At 44.6% G+C, this 19,945-nt stretch carries 15 protein-coding genes, 1 pseudogene and 1 riboswitch; of the genes and pseudogenes, 9 read left to right on the top strand and 7 right to left on the bottom strand.

What is annotated here, in order from left to right; translation table 11 throughout:
* The first annotated feature begins 78 nt into the window (after nt 1–78).
* Complete coding sequence (locus ACX6CI_RS14040) at nt 79–2,106, top strand: molybdopterin-containing oxidoreductase family protein (protein WP_458774270.1); 2,028 nt, start codon at nt 79–81, stop codon at nt 2,104–2,106.
* Nucleotides 2,107–2,147: 41 nt separating this feature from the next.
* Nucleotides 2,148–3,050 (top strand): EamA family transporter RarD, encoded by a 903-nt coding sequence (gene rarD, locus ACX6CI_RS14035; RefSeq protein WP_458774269.1) that lies wholly within the window; start codon nt 2,148–2,150, stop codon nt 3,048–3,050.
* 56 nt (nt 3,051–3,106) lie between these two features.
* On the opposite strand, the gene thiC is transcribed toward rarD, so the two are convergent.
* The 4 genes and pseudogenes from thiC to ACX6CI_RS14015 form a co-directional block, all read right to left on the bottom strand.
* A complete protein-coding gene (gene thiC / locus ACX6CI_RS14030) occupies nt 3,107–4,408 on the bottom strand; it encodes a phosphomethylpyrimidine synthase ThiC (protein ID WP_458774268.1) in 1,302 nt (433 codons plus the stop codon).
* A 53-nt stretch (nt 4,409–4,461) separates the two neighbouring features.
* A riboswitch (TPP riboswitch) is annotated at nt 4,462–4,563 on the bottom strand.
* A 542-nt stretch (nt 4,564–5,105) separates the two neighbouring features.
* On the bottom strand, nt 5,106–6,155 hold the full coding sequence (locus ACX6CI_RS14025) for an IS91 family transposase (RefSeq protein ID WP_458774267.1): 1,050 nt from the start codon (nt 6,153–6,155) through the stop codon (nt 5,106–5,108).
* Nucleotides 6,156–6,157: 2 nt separating this feature from the next.
* Nucleotides 6,158–7,062, bottom strand: a pseudogene (locus tag ACX6CI_RS14020) (tyrosine-type recombinase/integrase).
* 209 nt (nt 7,063–7,271) lie between these two features.
* Nucleotides 7,272–8,219: a diguanylate cyclase gene (locus tag ACX6CI_RS14015; RefSeq protein WP_458774266.1), complete on the bottom strand. Its 948-nt coding sequence runs from the start codon at nt 8,217–8,219 to the stop codon at nt 7,272–7,274.
* Nucleotides 8,220–8,643: 424 nt separating this feature from the next.
* On the opposite strand from ACX6CI_RS14015, the gene ACX6CI_RS14010 reads away from it, so the two are divergent.
* Both ACX6CI_RS14010 and ACX6CI_RS14005 read left to right on the top strand, forming a co-directional pair.
* Complete coding sequence (locus ACX6CI_RS14010; RefSeq protein WP_458774265.1) at nt 8,644–9,825, top strand: NAD(P)-binding domain-containing protein; 1,182 nt, start codon at nt 8,644–8,646, stop codon at nt 9,823–9,825.
* A 691-nt stretch (nt 9,826–10,516) separates the two neighbouring features.
* Entirely contained in the window at nt 10,517–11,674 is a 1,158-nt protein-coding gene (locus tag ACX6CI_RS14005) for a N(5)-(carboxyethyl)ornithine synthase (protein WP_458774264.1), read from the top strand.
* 372 nt (nt 11,675–12,046) lie between these two features.
* Here ACX6CI_RS14005 and ACX6CI_RS14000 read toward each other — a convergent pair whose 3' ends face one another.
* A complete protein-coding gene (locus ACX6CI_RS14000) occupies nt 12,047–12,955 on the bottom strand; it encodes a LysR family transcriptional regulator (protein WP_458774263.1) in 909 nt (302 codons plus the stop codon).
* Nucleotides 12,956–13,093: 138 nt separating this feature from the next.
* On the opposite strand from ACX6CI_RS14000, the gene ACX6CI_RS13995 reads away from it, so the two are divergent.
* The 4 genes from ACX6CI_RS13995 to ACX6CI_RS13980 all read left to right on the top strand — a co-directional run bounded on the left by ACX6CI_RS13995 (nt 13,094) and on the right by ACX6CI_RS13980 (nt 16,937).
* Nucleotides 13,094–14,206 (top strand): alkene reductase, encoded by a 1,113-nt coding sequence (locus tag ACX6CI_RS13995; protein WP_458774262.1) that lies wholly within the window; start codon nt 13,094–13,096, stop codon nt 14,204–14,206.
* Between the two features lie 23 nt (nt 14,207–14,229).
* On the top strand, nt 14,230–15,126 hold the full coding sequence (locus tag ACX6CI_RS13990; RefSeq protein ID WP_458774261.1) for a radical SAM protein: 897 nt from the start codon (nt 14,230–14,232) through the stop codon (nt 15,124–15,126).
* 67 nt (nt 15,127–15,193) lie between these two features.
* Nucleotides 15,194–16,297, top strand: coding sequence for an NADH:flavin oxidoreductase (locus ACX6CI_RS13985; protein WP_458774260.1), 1,104 nt, complete (start codon nt 15,194–15,196; stop codon nt 16,295–16,297).
* A 436-nt stretch (nt 16,298–16,733) separates the two neighbouring features.
* The gene (locus ACX6CI_RS13980) at nt 16,734–16,937 is read left to right on the top strand and encodes a hypothetical protein (RefSeq protein ID WP_458774259.1); all 204 of its coding nucleotides are present in this window, start codon (nt 16,734–16,736) and stop codon (nt 16,935–16,937) included.
* A 148-nt stretch (nt 16,938–17,085) separates the two neighbouring features.
* Here the strand turns inward: ACX6CI_RS13980 and ACX6CI_RS13975 are convergent, their stop codons facing one another.
* A complete protein-coding gene (locus ACX6CI_RS13975; protein WP_458774258.1) occupies nt 17,086–17,640 on the bottom strand; it encodes a tetratricopeptide repeat protein in 555 nt (184 codons plus the stop codon).
* Nucleotides 17,641–18,027: 387 nt separating this feature from the next.
* Here ACX6CI_RS13975 and ACX6CI_RS13970 point away from each other — a divergent pair, with 387 nt between their 5' ends.
* Nucleotides 18,028–19,086, top strand: a complete 1,059-nt coding sequence (locus ACX6CI_RS13970) for an alpha/beta hydrolase fold domain-containing protein (RefSeq protein WP_458774257.1) — start codon at nt 18,028–18,030, stop codon at nt 19,084–19,086.
* Nucleotides 19,087–19,291: 205 nt separating this feature from the next.
* On the opposite strand, the gene ACX6CI_RS13965 is transcribed toward ACX6CI_RS13970, so the two are convergent.
* Nucleotides 19,292–19,924: a site-2 protease family protein gene (locus ACX6CI_RS13965; protein ID WP_458774256.1), complete on the bottom strand. Its 633-nt coding sequence runs from the start codon at nt 19,922–19,924 to the stop codon at nt 19,292–19,294.
* Nucleotides 19,925–19,945 lie beyond the last annotated feature (21 nt).

Genomic DNA, 19,945 nt, shown 5'->3' with positions numbered 1-19,945 from the left:
GAGTTGGAAAATTATCTGTAAAAAAAAGATCTTCCAGTTCTGCCGACCTGTTTATCCTTCCCAATCGTAGAGAATAAAATGGAACAATCACATATAGCAAAATCAATCTGTCCATTGGACTGCCCTGATGCCTGCGGGATACGAGTAACAATAGATGATGGAAAGGTAGTATCTCTTTCAGGAGACAAGGATCACCCCTATACCAACGGGTTTATCTGTGGAAAAATGAAGAAATACCCGGAGCGGGTTAATTCTGAAAAGCGCATTCTTTATCCTTTGGCACGGGTGGGAAAAAAGGGTGAGGGAAAGTTTAAAAGAATAGGCTGGGATGAGGCCCTGGATATTTGTGCAGCCCGTCTTCTACAGGTGAAAAAAGATTTTGGAGGTCAGGCAATTCTCCCCTATGCCTATGCAGGAAATATGGGCGCTGTGAGCCGCTTTGCAGGCTACCCTCTCTTTAGCAAACTGGGCACTTCAGAACTTGGTGAAACCATCTGTTCGGCAGCTTCTGGAGCAGGCTGGGCTAAACAGTGCGCAGGTCTGCCAGGTTGTCCCCCTGAAAATGCAGCCGATGCTCAATTGATCATTATCTGGGGTATTAATGTCAAGGTGACCAACGTTCATTTTTGGCAGTACGTAGCGACAGCTAAAAAAAATGGGGCCAAGGTCATTGTTATTGATCCGTACCGCAATCAGACTGCTCAGTCTGCTGATAGCTATATTCAGGTAAGGGTTGGCGGGGATAGTGCACTTGCCCTGGGGATGTTGAAGGTCATCATAGAAGACGACTCCATCGACCACAGCTTTATAGCGCGAAAGACCACAGGTTTTGAAGACATTAAATCCTATGTTCAGGATGTGCAATTATCTGACTTTGCTGACGATAGCGGTGTTGATGAAGCTACAATTACGTCCCTTGCAAGACAGATGGCCGGTTGTAAAGAGACCTTTGTGCGTATTGGTATTGGAATATCAAGAAACAGCAGGGGGGCGATGAGTATACGCTCCATAACCTCTCTGAGTGCAGCCCTTGGACTTTTTATGGGAGGCACCGGACGAGGTGTTCTTCTCAGCTCCAGGGCGTTTAGCGGTGATAGGGATATTTTGACAAAGGATTCAATCAGAAATGAGCCTGGCCGGACCATTAATATGATTCATCTGGGCTATGCTCTGACCGGTTTGGAAGACCCCGTTAAGGCCCTTATTGTTTACAATAGTAATCCGGCAACGGTAAATCCCGACAGTAGCACTGTCCGTTTTGGCCTGGCAAGAGAAGACCTTTTTACCGTGGTACATGAGCAGGTAATGACGCCCACCGCCCGCTACGCAGATCTTGTGCTGCCGGCCACTACCTTTCTTGAAAACATGGATGTTTACACTGGCTACGGTCATTTTTACATGGGGGTTGTGCGGCCGGTTATCCCGCCAATGGGTGAGGCCAGGAGTAACTTCGATTTCTTTCAGGCCCTGGCTGCAAAGTGCGGTTTTGATGATCCTGTATTTAAAGAATCCTGTGAAGAGAGAGTGAGAAAGTATGTTGGATCAATGTCAGGTATTCCAGAAGGTATTTCTGTGGATGAGATTATGGGTGGAGCACTGGTTCATTCCACCAGAAGTTCAGCCAGTGGTGATGTGTTAAAAGGCGAGTCAGAGAAAATTCCCTTTTCGGTAATTGATGGAAGTAGTGATCCAGTTACAGCCTGTGTACTTCCAGCGGGCGAGTCCGTGGATCCTGACCTGCTTGCTCGTTTTCCCCTACACCTCATAACACCGCCCCACCCGGATCTACTCAACAGTACCTTTGGAGAGCGGTATAGTGGAGAACTGGGAACAGTTCTGGTGCACCCCTTTGATGCTAAGCGCTTTAATGTGACTGATGGTACTATTGTTGTTATCGTTAATAACCGGGGACGTTCCAGAAGAAAGGCAAGGGTAACCGACGATACCCAAAAAGGTGTTGTTGTGGCTGAAGGACTATTCTGGGGAGAGGACGATGAATCAGGTGCCCGCGCAGGTGGGATTAATGATCTCACCTCCCAGAAAGTAACCGATATGGGTGGGGGCGCTACCTTCCATGAAAGTAGAGTGACCTTGATAGTACCCTGAACTTAATATGAGCAAAGCAGGCGAAAATCTTTGAAAATTAAATGAATAATGTGAATGGAATTGTCGCAGCTGCGGGTGCTTTTGTACTTTGGGGAGTATTACCCGCCTATTGGAAGGCGCTGGAAAATGTCCCAGCCTATGAAATCCTCTGTCACCGTATGTTCTGGTCACTGTTGGTGACCTTGGGACTTGTCATGGTAACAGGTGGTATGAAGGTCTTCCGTGAAGGTCTGCGAGACCGAAAAAATTGTATTACCTACACCATCACGGGTCTTTTGTTAGGTGTGAACTGGCTCCTGTATATTTGGGCGGTTAATGCCGGTTTCATTGTGGAAGCGAGTCTTGGTTATTTTATTAATCCCCTTTTAAATGTGCTCTTTGGAATGATCTTTTTTGGCGAACGGATGCGGCCTCTGCAGTGGCTTGCCCTGTTATTCGCTTTTCTGGGGGTACTCTATCTCACTATATACTATGGGAAGTTCCCATGGATTGCATTGGTGCTCGCCTTTAGTTTTGCAACCTATGGGCTGCTCCATAAGAAAAGTAAGCTGGGGGCACTTGATGCTCTTTGCCTTGAAACCGGGATACTCTTTATTCCTGCAGCACTGGTACTGGGGTGGCTTGCCTTTCATGGGGAGGGTGCCTTTGGTCATGTCCAGGTCTCAGAATCTTTACTGCTTATAGGAGCGGGCGTGGTCACCACCGTGCCACTTCTCTTATTTGGCTATGCCGCTAAAAGGATACCCCTTTCAACCGTTGGCCTCATGCAGTACCTTGCACCAAGTATAAATCTAATCCTTGGGGTTTTTATCTATGGTGAGGAGTTTCCCCAGGCACGATTTATCGGTTTTTCCATGGTCTGGGGAGGCTTAATACTCTTTGTGATTGAGAACCTTTTGAGGCGCTATAGGGAAAAAAGACGGGTGCTTGCAACGGCGGTATAAGTAATTCGCCATACGACATGGGCTCCCTGTAATAGGTAGCCCATGTCGTTAGTATCCTACGCCGCTTCTTTTCTTTGGTTCATAACCTTATAGGCACAAAGCTCTCCGCACATGGTGCAGGCTCCATGAACATCGGCCGCTTCTTCTGTTGCACCTCTTCGTTTTCGGGCAAGGGCAGGATCAAGGGCGAGCTCATACTGTTTTTCCCAGTCGAGATCTTTACGCGCCTTTGATATGGCGAAATCCCTCTCCGCTGCACCGGGGATTTTTTTGACGATGTCGGCTGCATGTGCTGCAATTCTGGTGGCCATTACACCCTCATGTACATCCTGGGCATTGGGTAAACAGAGGTGTTCACTTGGCGTAACATAGCAGAGAAAGTCTGCCCCAGAGCTTGCGGCAATAGCACCCCCAATGGCGCTGGTAATGTGGTCGTAACCCGGGGCAATGTCGGTGACCAACGGCCCCAGGACGTAAAACGGTGCCCCGTGACATAAGCTTTTTTGCAGCTGCATGTTGGTCTGGATCTGGTCAAGGGGAACATGGCCCGGGCCTTCAATCATCACCTGTATTCCCTTGGCCCATGCCCGCTGGGTCAATTCTCCAAGGGTTGACAATTCGTGAATCTGAGCACGGTCTGTGGCATCGGCTATGGCGCCTGGGCGAAATCCATCACCAAGGGAGAGTGTTGCATCATAAGGCTTTACCAGGTCCAGTAACCTGTCATAATATTCATAGAGTGGATTTTCGGCATTGTTATGCTCCATCCAGGCACAGGTAAAACTCCCGCCCCTTGAAACAACCTCCATCAGTCGGCCTTCCTGATCCATTATCTCTAGAGTCCTGCGGGTTACACCACAGTGAACTGTTATAAAATCAACACCATCGTCGAGGTGCTTTTTAACCCCATCAAAAATTTCGTCCACGGTCATATCGACAATGGCCTTACCTTTTTTGATAACGGTATCGCAGGCAGCCTGGTACAAAGGTACAGAGCCGATACAAATACTTGTCTCTTTAATGATTGCAGCACGTATCTCGTCGATGGGGCCACCGGTGGAGAGGTCCATCAAGGCGTCGGCACCGGCAGCAACAGCTACCTTTGCCTTGGCAAGCTCGTTGTCGATACTGGTGTCATCCTTACTGGTGCCAATGTTGGCATTTACACGGGTTTTAATTCCCTCGCCTACAGCCAGTGGTGTACCGCCTTTGTGACGGTTGTTATGACAGACTATTGCAGTTCCCTTCGCTATCTTATCACGCAATTCCGAGGCAGGTATGCAGGCATCATCGGCTGCCTGTTGCATTTTATCGGTTATTATTCCTTCGCGGGCAAATTCCATTTGAGTCTTCATCAAAATCGATCTCCTTGTGGGTGTAGATAGGGATCGGAATCTTGAGAAGTGTACAGCAGACCCAATTAATCCTTTCCCTACGCCGGTATCAACCGGATCAGGTTCAAAGGGTCGCTCGTGATTGAGCTCTCAGTCCGTGGACTCCCCCAGGCTTCATAAATCGAAGCCTAAACTACATAAGGGAGGTGAAAAGGTCAAACAAAAGGTGAATAACTAAATATTTTCTACAATGATCATAAAAGGGAGGACGGGCGTTGCTGAGGCATTGGTGATGTAATTTGGGTTTTTGTCATAAAAACAAGGAACTCAGGATTAAAGTTTAGTCAATCATGTGGGATGAATTATAGGGTTTGTCGTTTAGTCAGGGAGTGTTTTTGTTAGTTAGGTTGTGGTGAAAATATGTTTACTTTAGCAGAGAGGCTTTTGTTACGTATACCGCCGTGATTTCTTGCAGCCTGCCTAACGATTAAGGATAGATAGTGTGAGGAACGAACCACTATCTTATCCGTTGTTGGACAAGCCCGGTATAGTAATAAGGAAATATATTCTGGAACGAGAGGTGGTAGGAGTGAATTTGGATTGTCTTCACTTTTCTAAGGACGCAACTTACCTGTTACCCTTGAGGGTTTGAAAAAGCGTTTATCTCATAAAGACTTCAACCTCCCTGTAAAAGGATGGTGGCCGGTGCCTCAAGGGTTGTTTATCCCGGGCCCTCAAAATGTGACCTAAACCCAACAACGAACATTGGGGACCGACAACTTGAACATTTGAAAGTCGGCCTTACTCGTGGTTTAGGGAATGCGATTTTGACATACAAGATAAGCTGGATTAATCCGCGCCACTTCTTCGCATTGCCATGAAGAAATCCATAATCCCGCACTCGCCTGAACCCTTTTGGGAGTACATGTTGTAACAAGAGTTTGAGGAAGTCCTCACCTCGCAAGGTTCTGAAGCAGGTATCTCCAGATTTACTTTCAACGTACTTAAAAGTGACGTTCCCGTTTTTATTGGCAACAATGTTCTTTTCACCGAGAACACCACGATATAGATACCGGGATAAGTATTTCAATATAGTCGCTCCCTTACCGACATGTCGGCAGTCCACAAACCATTTTTTTGGTTTGATAGGAGGGAGAGAAAAGCCGGTCTCTTCCAGTTCTGCGATGCAGCGGGCACGAAAGACCTTGGCCAGAGAGAATGAATTGAACAGGTATTCTCCCTTGGCCTTTTTCCAGAAGCGATGGCGTTTGTCTATTCCTCCTCCTGGGATCACCGCATGAATATGCGGATGGTAGTCGAGTTTCCTGTTGTTTGTGTGCATGACCATCGTCATGCCAATTTCAGCCCCCAGATTTTTCTGATTAAGCCCGAAGTCTTTCAGGGTGGATGCAACACACTTGAAGAACAGTGAATAGACTGTTTTTTGATTCCTCCATGCCAACTTTCTAAGCTCGCAAGGCAACGTGAATGTTGCCATAAAATACGGTACCGGTAAGAGCTTTTCCTGTTGTTTGTCGATCCACTGGCTTGCTTGATGATTCTGACATTTTGGACAGTTCCTGTTACCACATGATAACGGTCGCCATTCTGTATGATTACATTCAGAGCATTGGACATACACCTCACCTGATGCTGGTGTTCGGCAACGGCAAATAGCATGCAATGCCTTACGTTGGCTAAGTAAAAGGGAATCACCGTACTTGGCAATAAAGGCCTCATAGTATTGTGTTGCAATAGCTGCGAGTTCCATAATCAACTTCCTCCCGATTTGAATTGGAGGCTGTTTATCAACTCGTTTACGGTTGCAGCACTGTCTCTTTCGACAGCCTTTGTTAATTTCGTATATCGTGCAGTTGTTGCCGGACTGGAATGTCCCAGAAGTGCTTGGATATGGCGCAGGCTTAAGCCGCGTTCAAGAAGGTGGGTAGCGTAACTATGGCGAAGAGTATGGATGGAGACTTTTTTTTAATCTTGCAACTCTTTACAATTGCCTTCATGGCACTTTGTGCTCCAACTTTACCCAGATGGAGATCGGATTGGTGCAGTACCCCCAATGAATCCGGGTAATTTGGAAAAATCCACTTGGGGTGACGATGTTCTTTCCAGAGTAGACGCAATGCATGCAACGTTCGGTCAGGTAAGGGAACCAGGCGGTCTTTATGGCCCTTACCACGACGAACATGGACTCGTTTGTACCCAGAATCAATATCACCAACTTGCAGTGATAGCGCTTCGGTAAGACGAAGACCCATTGAATAGGTAGTCAAGATAAAAACACGATAACGCAGCTCTCGGGCATTGATGACGAGTTGTTCAACTTCAGCTGTGGTAAGAACATCCGGTATTGTTTTCACCTTCGGTGGTTTGATAATGGTAAACCATTGCCAGTCGCGCTTAAGCACGTATTTCCAGAAAAACATCAAGCCAAGCCGATCGCACCGGACAGTGCTCCATGAGTACTTGTTGACGAGTTCAACAAAGTAATCTTCAAGCTGTTCAGTTGTAATTTTGTCAGGAACACAATCAAAATACATCATTGCCCGGCGAACACCACGGGCATAGGCCTCGATTGTTTTCTCAGCCATGCCTTGCAGTTTCAGGAGATTTAAATGACGCTCGTAAAGTTCGTTAAACCGTTTCTTTTCTTTTGCTTTCATGGCATACTCCTATAAGGTTATAAGTACTCAGAATTAAGTACTTATAGAAGTATACTACATGGTAATGTTGTTCCGCCGCGGAGCGGCTTCGTCCAACATCCAAACAACCAAACTCCACGATTTACCAGACGAAGAGATTCAGGAAAAATCTCTTTCTGAAGACAGAGTCAGAAGTATCTACTAAACGAGGAGCGCTTCACACCATTTTCTCAAGTGGGTTCCTTGGACAACTCCAAAAAGCTCACCACCATATTTTTCCCGAGACGCTTTGCTTCAAACAATGCATGATCAGCATTACCAAGCAGCTCCTCGAGGGTTTTTCCATCATATGGGAAAGTAGCAATACCACTACTGACTGTAATATTAATATTCAGGTCACAAAACGAGAGAAAACGTGTTTCTTCTATTACCCTGCGTATTCGTTCCATTAACTGCCTTCCATCAGTCCGATCATGATCAGGCAAAATCAAAACAAATTCATCACCACCATAACTGACACCATAACAGTCCTCTGGTAATAATGGCATGATGATCTCGGCCAGTTCTGCTATAGTATTACTTCCGTTAAGATGACCGTGTGTGTCAACCACTTTTTTGAAACTATCAATATCAATAAAGATTGCTGAGAGTGGTGTGTCTGGGTGTTTTTCTAACTGTTCGTGTAAAGACTGATATAAATAACGTGTATTGTAAAAGCCTGTGAGGTCATCGAGTATGGATAAATTGCGGTAACGAACAACGCTTTCCTGCAATTTTTCTTGTACTTGACGAAGGGTCAAATGTGTCTTGACACGTATCAACAGTTCTGCCGGCGTAAACGGCTTGACTATGTAATCCTGTCCACCTGCCTCAAAACCTTCAATTATATTCCTACGCTCACCACGGGATGTAACAAAAATTACCGGAATATCTCTGGTAAGTGAATTAGCCTTAATTGCCTGACAGGTAGTAAGTCCAGATCCCCCCGGCATCTCAACATCAAGAAGCACAAGGTCGGGATTCACTCTATTCATTACTTTTAAAGCTTCCTCACCACTGAAAACAGTCTCAACCACATAGGACGCCCCCGTCAAAAGAGCCTCTAAAAGCCTGACGATAACCGGGTTGTCATCAACTATCAAAATGGTCGATTCATTTTGCTCTTTACCAATTTCCATATAGTGTTCCTAATCCTATTTGAACAGATTACAGAGTGATATAAAAAACGAATTTAATTTATTGATTGTTTCCAGCTTATGTGAGTTGCCGTCTCTTTTCCAGCAAAAATAAACTAATTGAATGCCAAAACAGCACTGTACGTTTCTAAAACTCTACGATTTGGAGGCAAAAGAATTAGGACAAGACCGGTCACGACCACTTCCTATTTTTTATTTCTTCACGAGTGTTTAGAGAATGGGTCTTCAATAGATTAGACGCAGTGAGGTGGCAATTTTCAAGCCTGATTGACATTCTGACGTCTGGATCAATAATGTTAGCAGGAAACCTTTGTTGACTCAGTGGGCCAATATATGAGGCATTAGACATCATCTATCTGGACTAGTCACGGGAAAGCTTATGCAGTGAAACGGAGGAGATCATCTAATGCTTGAAATGCTCATCATTGGCGGCGGTATACACGGCGTTCATCTGGCACATTGTTTACTGCAACAGACCCAAATGACGCACGATGATATTCGAATTTTGGATCCTCACGATGAACTGCTCCATGAATGGCGACGCTGCACACGAAATTGCGGGATGAAGTATTTGCGTTCCTCCTCAGTTCACCATATCGATACCCATCCATTCTCACTACGTAGGTACGCCGCACTACCAGAAAACAGAAAAATCACCAATTTTATCTCCCCTAAAAACAGGCCGTCAGTGGAATTATTCGATGCACATTGCCGGATGGTGATTGATGATCATCAACTGGATTCTTTGCATATACAAGGCCGCGTTTTAGAACTTCAACATAAAGCTCAATATGTAAGCATTGTGACCGCAGATGAGACGATCAACGCTCGATATGTACTGCTAGCGATCGGAATGAGTGAACAACCCCAGTGGCCGGATTGGGCAGTCCGTCTCAGAGAAAAGGGCGTGTCGGTAAGCCATGTATTTGATCCCAATTTTTGCCTCGATGGTTATCAAAATGACGGTCCGGTTGTGGTTATCGGTGGCGGTATCAGTGGGGGGCATATTGCTCTTAGAATGACTGAACAATTGAACGCTGATGTATTATTGATTTCCCGAAAGAAGATTTCCATCAGTAATTTCGATTTTGCTCCAGGCTGGATAGGTCCAAGGTATACAGAAGGGTTCTACCGCTCACCGATTGAACAAAGACGTCAACAAATAGTTGAGGCTAGAGCCAAAGGCAGTGTTCCAAAAGACATGAAACTTGAGTTGGACAAAGCAGTATCACTGAATAAACTCACCATCATATCTGACGATATAACCGAAACGCAATGTCAAAACGGAGACACCTTGCTCATTGGACGGCGAGGTCGTTATCAATGTCAAAGAGTTATTCTTGCCACGGGATTTATGGAAAAATGCCCCAATGGCGGCTTCGTTAACCAGGCAATTAACGAATTCAACCTGAAAACAGCTGCCTGTGGATTTCCGGTAATAACGCCATCTCTGCAGTGGCATGATAGGATTTTTGTTACTGGGCCACTCTCTGAACTGCAAATTGGGCCAGTGGCAAGAAATATCGTGGGGGCAAGACATTCGAGCAGTAAAATCACAGCGGCTTTCAAAAAGAAGTTGGTAACTTGAAGTATAATTATCCCCCCATATTCATAAATCTAGTATTCTGACCTATACAATCTAACCGGCCCATGACAGCGTAGGGCATCTTCTGATGAGATGATTCGTACATGCTCTCTCCACTTACAAGCACTTTCCTAGGGACATACTGGACGACTTAGCACTTACTCGACACTACGAAAAAAATAACAACGGAAATACTTTGACTTAGAAACAGCACTGCAGTACTCTGTCTACTCAAGAATAGTGAAGTGGGTATTCAATTCCTGTTACTTATCTGTACTGCTTGCACATTGTAGCAGTTCCAGGCAGCGTACGAGGAATTGATAGCCATTTTTCGAACCACTTACTTGCCGCAGATTCCCCATCCCCTAGCTTTTCTTGAAGCATCTTCTGAACTTAATTGGCCACGATTGAATGAGTGTGCAAAATGTAGTTGCCAATCTTTCAGATACAGTAGAGTTCTTATCAGGAACTTTCAGCGATGTTTCCCGCGCCGGCATATCACCGGCTGACATCCACAAGGAACGAGTGTTTCTCCGAAATCATTTGGGTGTTCCAAAAAGCTGCAATGAGGAATTATCCGATACTAATTTCACGCTCATTTGTTAGCCACATTCTGTGGCTACATATCGTTATATGCTGAATTGAAAAAGCCTTGAAAATTCAAAGGCAATCTTTTGCAGGAAATGGAAACAATATGCATCAATTACAATTTGGAGTCATTGGGACTTCGAGAAAAGAGGATGAGCGACGTATTCCAATTCATCCGGAACACCTGATACGCCTACCCGAACACATTCGTCGTCAATTAATATTTGAGGAAGGTTATGGAGATCCCTTTGGTATTAGCGATTCAAAATTGTCTGAGCAGTCAGGTGGCGTTGCAACCCGCCACCAACTGCTAAGTGATATTGGGAATGTCATCCTTGCCAAACCCCTATTAGAAGATATAGAAGAACTACGCGAGGGTGGAATTCTGTGGGGCTATCCACATTGTGTACAGCAGAAGGCACACACCCAGGCCGCGATAGATCGCAAGCAGACTCTTATCGCCTTTGAGGATATGTTTGTTTGGGGACCTAAAGGACAGGTTGGCCGCCATACATTTTACAAAAACAACGAAATGGCAGGCTATTGCGCGGTAATACATGCCCTGCAACTAAAAGGAATCGACGGGCACTACGGTAACCAGCGTAAAGTCGTAATTTTTAGTTTTGGTGCGGTCAGTCGTGGCGCAATATACGCCTTAAAAGCACACGGATTTAGAGATATCACAATTTGCATTCAACGTCCGGACCACGAAGTGCGCGAAGAAGTACTTGATTGTCATTATGTCCGGATACGGGAGGGTAATGAAGGTGAAGCGCGCATGCTGGTGGTAGAGCATGATGGAACTGAACAACCGTTGACTGAGCTGATTAGCCAATCAGAGATTATTGTGAATGGACTCCTACAAGAACCGGATCATCCCATCCTTTTCGTGACAGAAGAGGAAAAATCGTATCTAAAACCTGGCAGCCTGATTATTGACGTCAGCTGCGACGAGGGCATGGGATTCTTTTTTGCCAAACCAACTTCATTCAAAAATCCAATGTTTACAATTAGAAAGGTAGATTATTACGCCGTCGATCATACACCGAGTTATCTTTGGGAAAGTGCTTCACGGTCAATATCTGCAGCCCTCATTGTCCATTTGCCTACCGTATTAGCTGGGTATGAGAGCTGGCAAAAAAGTGAGACCATTCGACAAGCAGTGAATATTGATGCAGGTATAATTCAAAAACCAGATATTATCTCATTTCAGAATCGGGAAGCCGCCTACCCCCACGCCCTTAGAAATATTGAGGAAAACTAAATTATGGCGCACTGGATACACTGCCAATGAGCAAGGTAACAACGTTACCTTCCTGAGAGGAAAAAATAAGTTCTAAGTCCAAAAAATGAGGCAACCATCGCCTCATTTTCCTCTTAACATTGTAAATGTGCTATCGGTAACTTTTGTTACGTGGAGTCATGGACAATATCAGATCTCAAATTTCATGTTTGTTGTTAGGAATTGATGTGAGCTGATTCTTTAGATAGGAAACACCTTCATTGAGTATGAATGGACTGCCTTTTGGTATTGCCAATGCGAATCTTAAATCTAAAACCTTTACGACATCTCTATTATTCTATCGATGATTCAATTGCCCAAGAATAAATATAACTTGCATATTTGACGATCAGGTTATGTATCGAGGTCAGGCATTTCTTTTTTGAGTAGTTTCTTGATAGATTGTATCTGCTCGGGATGTATAGACTGCTTTTGGCTCGCAAAATACAAAATATTACTGATCGGTTTATACCCCTTCCATAACAAAGTGATGTTTCCTGCCTTAATCTCCTTTGCACAAAGAAAGTCGGGAATAACTGCCAACCCGGGAGAAGAAGAGAGACTTCTAACTATTGAATGAATATTGGGAACGATAAAGTTAGGTCTAAAGTCAGGGTGGGCAACGAAATTTGTCTGCCAAAAACGGTGAAGATGCTCATTATCACCAGCAATTCCATACCACGTCTGTGTTGCCATCCAGTCGAGAACCTTTTGCTTATTACCTGTTTCCAGAGCAGGGTTGAAGCCACTGAAATCTGTGCCTTGACCAGCGATAAGTATTATATGCTCCTGGGAAAAAGGATGGAAAACCAACCCATTCTTTTCAACTTTATGGGGAGTAACAACAATATCTATAACCCCCTGTCTGAGCTTTTCCAGAAGTTCTCTATATTCACCAAATTCTGCGATAAGATTGAAATTCAATTCTGGTAGATGCTTTTCTAAGCTCATCTGAAACGTTTCAAAACACATTCCGGCTGTAATAGTTGGAATATCTTCACGTGTCGACTTCTGAAAATGTGTTTCCACCTCATGCAACTGCCTGAGAGGATCAACAACAGAATTGTACAAGTGCTTCCCTCTTTCCGTTGGGATGAGTTTCCGTGGCTGACGTTCAAACAGCTTGAATCCAATATAACTTTCCAAAGAACTCAAGTGGAGGCTTGCCCCGGGTTGCGAAATGAACAACGCCTCTGCAGCCCCCGTGAGACTGCCTTTTTCATAAATTGTTTTGAAAGTTCTGAGCCATTCGAGATTGAGCATAGCTATATCTATTAGAATTATAATGTGAAAGTATAATTTGTCTTATTTGAATAATTACACAGCCTGGTGCATTATGTCAACACCAAGCAGGCAAACCGTGAAGGTAAGTAAACGAAACACAAAACATGAGGTCTATATATGAGCACAGAAGAGCTATTCAGCAAACACAACTTAGGAAAACTAGAACTTAAAAACCGTATCGTCATGCCCCCCATGACACGATCTCGTGCAGGTAAAGGAGATGTGCCCACAGAATTAATGGCAACGTATTATGCACAACGTGCTAGTGCTGGGTTGATTGTCACTGAAGGGACACAAATTTCGCCACAGGGGCAAGGATATGCATGGACACCGGGGATTTACAGCCCTGAACAGGTAATCGGATGGCAAAAAGTGACTAAAGCTGTTCATGGTAAAGATGGTGTAATCTTCGCACAACTTTGGCATGTGGGCAGAATTTCTCATGTAGAGTTGCAACCAAATGGAGAGTCACCGGTCTCTTCTTCAGAACTGGTTGCGGAAGGGGTAAAAGTTTTTATTGACCCCGAAGGTAAGGGACATGAAAGCGGTGCTGGTGAGATGATTCAACACAGCAAACCACGTGTACTCAGTATCCCGGAAATTAAAAGCATTGTAGAACAATATGGTGTTGCAGCGCAAAATGCAATGGACGCTGGTTTTGACGGTGTAGAAGTCCATGCCGCCAATGGCTACCTGATTAACCAATTTATAGACTCGCAGGCCAACACACGTACCGATGAGTACGGGGGGCCCCTTGAAAATCGTCTGCGGTTTTTAAAAGAGGTAATTACCGAAATCGCTAAACAAATAGGCGCAGAAAAAATTGGTGTTCGTCTTGCACCATTTACTTCATTGAACGGAACCGTTGATGACACCCCTGAGAGCACCTATCTTGAAGCAGCAAAACTGCTAAACCATATAGGTGTTGCGTATATACATATCGCGGAAGCCGATTGGGAAGATGCCCCCGGTGTACCAGATGGCTGGAAAGATAAACTAAGAGACACCTTCGGCGGTGCCATTATCTATGCAGGATATTACGATAGAGAAAAAGCTGAGGCGGCTATTGTCTCCGGTGAAGCAGATTTAATTGGTTTTGGCCGCGCTACAATTGCTAACCCCGATCTTCCCAGGAGGTTGAAAGAAGGGCTTCAATTAAATGAAGCAGACTCTACGACTTTCTTTGGCGGTACCGAAAAGGGATATACCGATTATCCTTTTGCACCGTAGAAATCAGATTCCAAGGAAACACAATGAAATATACAGAACCCGTTTTCCGCCCACCTTTTGAGGCAGACTCTCTTCTATTACAAGTGACAGTAGGATGCAGTCACAACAAATGTAGTTTCTGCACAATGTATCACAAGGTCGGCTTCAGTATAGAAAGTCTTGAACAGATCGAGAAAGACCTTCTTGAAGCAAGGGAGACGATTCCAAATGTTGAACGCATATTTCTTGTTAATGCCGACCCCTTTGCCCTCAGCGCGGATAGGTTGAAAGCAATCGGCAGGAAAATCAATGAGATTATACCGGAAGTAAAGACTATCGCCTTGTACGCATCCATCCTCAATGTGATGAACAAAACAGATGAGGAGTTATTGGAGTTGCGGGCTTTAAAGTTCAATGATCTTAATATCGGTGTGGAATCAGGTCTCCCCGGAATGATGGAACGCTTTAACAAAGGATATGATCTTGCTACTGCTAAGAATCAGTTGGGCAGGTTAACAAAAGCAGGGATCGACTTTAGCCTAAATATCATTATTGGTGGAGCTGGAACGGAACGTAATATTGAAAATGCCAGAGCCAATGCCGCCCTGGTCAACGAAACGAAGCCAAATCTTATTTTCATTGCCAATCTTCATGTCGATCCAGGCAGTGAATTGTATGAAGAGATGCAACGAGGCATATTTACTGAAAATACCCTGCGACAAACCCTTGAAGAAGAGATCGAATTTTTGAAAAATCTGACGCTTGATAAATGTTTTTTTTATGGAATGCACACATCAAACATTGTGTCGATACAGGGAATGCTACCTCGTGCCAAAGGGGCCATGCTGAAACGTCTGGAAAACGGACTTGAAACAATGGCCATACCCTTACTCGATTCCCGTAACCTGAAAAAGGGGCGTGAAGGGAACCTGATTCAATGAGCATAATTGTTACTGAAGCGGCCATAACATGCGAGTAAAAACCTTTAAACAAAAGAGAAACAAGCCCATGCAACTTTTTGAAGAAACAAAAATAGGCAGCATAACCGTAAAAAACCGTTTTATCCGTTCCTCCATGTGGTTGAAAGGTTCTGAGAGTGACGGTCATATAAATAATTTTATCCTCGATTCCTATGAGAATCTTGCAAAAGGCGGAGTTGGCCTGATCCTGACAGGATACACCTATATTTCATCTGAAGAGCAGCCGAATGCTCTGATGAAAGGAATTTATGATGATTCTTTCGTTGATGGATACCGTCAACTGACAAACAGAGTTCACGCCCACGGTTCCAAAATTGCAATGCAGATAGTTTTCGGAGGGTCACAGTCGCACCATCCAAAGGCAGGTTCCATGAACATTCTTGCACCATCTGCGATTGAAAACAGGGTGACAGGATTGATGCCGAAAGAGGTAACGAAAAAGGATATTAAGCGTATTGTCACCTTGTTTGGCGACGCGGCAGAAAGGACACAAAAAGCTGGGTTTGACGGAGTGCAGATACATGCAGCCCATGGTTATTTCCTCTCAATGTTCCTGACCCCATATTACAACAGGCGCACTGATGAGTACAATGGCGACATCCATAATCGTGCTCGTATTATTTATGAAGTGTATGAGGAGATACGTAGCCGTGTTGGGGCTGACTATCCTGTCATGATTAAGCTGAACTTTGATGATTTCATGGATGAAGGGGAAGGGCTTGTTTATGAAGATGCCCTAGAAATATTTATAAAGCTAAGTGAGTTGGGAATTGATCTCATGGAGGTAAGTGCAACCAACGAATCGTCTGGGAAAGGGCTAGCACCCGCTAGGACAAAACTTACATCTAAAGATAAAGAGTCGTATTTTCGCGAGGCGACAGCGGCGATCGCTGCAGAAGTAGACGCTCCCGTGGTACTTATGGGAGGAAACAGAAGCACAGAAATTATGCAGGACATACTGGACACAACTAATATCAAATATTTTTCAATTGCCCGCCCATTACTCAGCGAACCTGATCTGATTAGTAAATGGAAAGAGACATCTGATTACAAGCCCAGGTGTGTGTCTTGTAATAAATGTTGGCTCAGTGAACCGAACAGTTGCATTCTATCCCAAAAGGCCTTGGCATAGCGAGCGTTGTCCAATTCAATGGAGCTACAGTTGAAATATTTAGTTACGTATACTTCCTGTTCACCTCTGATTATCTGTCAGTGAATAGTTCAATTTACATGAAGCATTCCTCGTGATGGTGAGGGAGGCTGGAGAATGAGGAAAAACTTGCCAGATCTTCCTATTGAGGATAATCTTGCACCTAAACAAGCATTTTCGATCAGGACGCCGTTTATTTGGGGCTTTCTAAAAAAGTATTGATTCATCATCTCACCGGATAAAACCAGATGCCTGGAATATCGTTCTCAGCTTCAGGAATGGAGATCATATATGCCGGATAAATACGAGATGAGGCTATTTGATGTTTGTTATGCCGTATCACATTAGAATACGCTTCAAAGCCTCAAAAATTGTTTATTGGTGGGAAGAATATAAAACAACGCAAAGGAGCTAAAATATGGCAAAGGAAAGATACCAGATCAAATCGGAATGCCCTGAATGCGGATGTGGCCTTATAGACAATATGACGCCTGATGAATTCCGGGATAAACATGGCGAAAGCAAGGATAAAGTAAACGTTAATTGCAATGATTGTGGCGAAGGTCACGATGCTAGCGTAACGAAGAAACAGACTAGTGTCCAAAACGGTACAGAATCGTAAATTAACCACATTCCTGAAACGCTCAACCTGAACTTTTTTATAAAAAAATTCAGGTTGATCATATCAACCGGCAAGAAAGAGAGCCTTCCCCACTGGTTTATGCTTCCACCCATCTCATGAGTGGACTACTTAGCGTACTTTTTGCCACCTATACTGTTGGTGTTTCAAGCCTGGTCATTTCATCTTTGGTAAGGACGAGGTTCCACAAGCTGGTTTCGTCATGTAGGAGAGCCAATACCTGATTAAAGGAGGTCTCTGAAATGGCATATTCTTCTATAAACTCATCAATGACAACATTCGCCTTCACAAGGGGGTTCTCTATATCTTTTCGTGCATCTTCGAGCCGCCCCAGATTGGTTAGCACCATCCCTCTAGCAAGTATGGCAGCGCCGCGTTTTTCATTGTATTCGAGTGTCTTGTTTAGATCTATCAGGGCTTTGGCAAATTCACTTTTATTCAGATAGGCAATACCTCTTAGGAAGAAGGCCTTTTCACTATCTCCTCCTCCCTCTAAAACAGTGGTCAAGTCGTCCAGTGCTTCATCAATTTGACCAAGCTTTAGATGGGCTGCTCCTCGAACGAGCCTCGCTCTCAATGATCCAGGGTCTTGGCTAAGTGCTTCATTGAAGGCCATGATGCTAACAGAAAGATTGCCTTCTAAAAAATATTTTTTCCCTCGTAGTTCATGTGATGAAATATTCATGGTATACCTCTTGAGTTGAAAAACAGGGAGACGTTTTCTCCCTGTAAATTAAGGTAACCATCATCTCAAGAGCCTCAAGGAGAGACGGTTAATGCCACCGTAGTTCCGTATTGGATCCTACGAATTTCCAAATCCCAGAATGTAGCAACTGTGATTAGAACTTTTCCTTATCTCGCGGCTTTCTGATGAAGACTGTTAAAGCCATCTGAAATGTCCGCTGTTTGTTTGATTTGAATACTTCAATGAGACCGCTTTTTATCGGTAGTGTGGTGGCTCTTCATACTTACCTTGACAAAAAGCAAGTTCTAACCCTATATCCTAACTCCCATGCTAATGGGCATCATCTTGCAGTTATTAATAAACATGTTGAGTAAAGGAGAAAGTAAGGTGACTCAAAGATTAACGGTATTTTTCATTTCAATCATTTCGTTTTCATTTCTTGTGTATCCGGTCGATAGTTTTGCTGAATACTCCGTGTTTGAAGATGTGATTTACGCCAATCATACTGATGTCCCCGATTCAAACCTTTTCCTTAAAGGAGATGTGTATGTTCCCTCAACCAAGGGACCTCATCCTGCGATCATGCTCATGCACGGGGGATCTTGGCAACTTGGTGATGAGAACTTTTACGCAGACGACTGGGCACCGTACCTGGCTGAGCGTGGTTATGTTGTGTTTTCGATCCAATACCGTCTCTCTAAAGCTGGTGGTACTTATCCTACTTGGCCTGGATGTCTGCTGGACTGCAAGGCGGCACTCCAATTCCTGCGGGGCAAAGCAACAGAATTCAAAGTTGATCCGAACAGAATTGCGGTTGGCGGGGATTCCGCGGGAGGACAACTGGCGGCGCTGCTCGCTCTCACCCAAGACTGGCCTGCCTACACGAAATATTACCCAAACAATCCATTTGCAAATGAAAGCACCAAGGTCCAGGCTGTGGTGTCTGCTTATGGAGTGTTTAATATGCCCAGCTGGTGGTTGTGGACTAAGAATCCCAAATTTGATTGGGCACCTTTTGGAATGACAACATTTGCAGAGGACTTCTTTGGCGGCACCCCTATGGATGTACCTGCTGCCTATTTTGAAGCATCACCTATACACTATGTACGGTCGAGTGCGAAATCGTTGGGAGAAGTATCGCTGTCAAATGATGGTCTAACGGTCCCGTGGTTCATTACCTGGGGAATGGAAGATCCCGATGTCCCGGCTGAAGGCCAGAGCGTTCCTTTTGTAGAGGCTTTAAAAGAAGCGGGCGCAGATGTTACGGCGGTTCCTGTTGCTGGTGTTGGTCACTACTGGTTCAACCTTGGTGAAATTACCGGCCGGAGTGACTGGCCTTCTGACTGTCATTTTGATTATAAAAAGTTGGAACTCATCTGTACCGGTGCAACCCCCAATGATTTTGTTGCTCCGAAACTTCTTAAATTTCTCAAAGAGAATTTGTAGGAAATTGCTTCTGATTTAGTAGCGTTACCCTGCAGTAATGGAAAATTCAAAATTTCCGAATATGGCAAAGATAAAAGTCAGCAGCTGTCAAAGTTGCTGGCTTTTTTATTGTCGGAAATTCATTTGCCTGAACAAATCTGAGTCAATCAAGATGTAATCAGCCCCTGTCAGTGAGAGAGTTTGATCACATCTTCATAATTACAGATTATGAGAGCAGCAAACCGTTTGCAAAACTTATCACAGGAATGATCACCTTGCCAAGTACCCCACTAAACGCGAGTATCAGTACAATAATAAAACCGTAGCGTTCTAACTTGCCAAAGGAGGCAGCCATATGGTTTGGCAAGAGGCCCATGAGTATCTTGCTGCCATCTAAGGGGGGGATGGGTAAGAAATTGAAAATGCAAAGAACAAGGTTGATCCAGACACTGGCAATGAGCATACCGTTGAGTGGGACGAGTATTGCTTCTGCCATGGTGGAGTAGGGGAGCGAGGATGCGATAAACCACAAGCTTTTGGCAAGGATGGCGCTGACAATGGCAAGAATGAGATTTGTTGCAGGGCCTGCCAGGGCTACCCAAAGCATATCCCGCTTTGGATCACGAAAATAGGTGGGATTCACCGGAACAGGTTTGGCCCAGCCAAATTTAATAAAGAAAAAGGCAATGGTGCCTATGGGATCAAGGTGTTTGAGCGGATTAAGGCTCAATCTGCCAAGGGCCTTGGCGGTGGGGTCCCCAAGCCGGTAGGCTATGTAGCCATGGGCAACTTCGTGTAGGGTTAAGGCCAGTAGAAGTGGCGGCGCGAGTATGATGAGTTCGGATATAAATTTGTCCATGGTTTAGTATCGTTATGAAGC

This window comes from Desulforhopalus glucosivorans, assembly GCF_054397165.1.
This window is presented reverse-complemented; position numbering and strand designations above follow the sequence as displayed.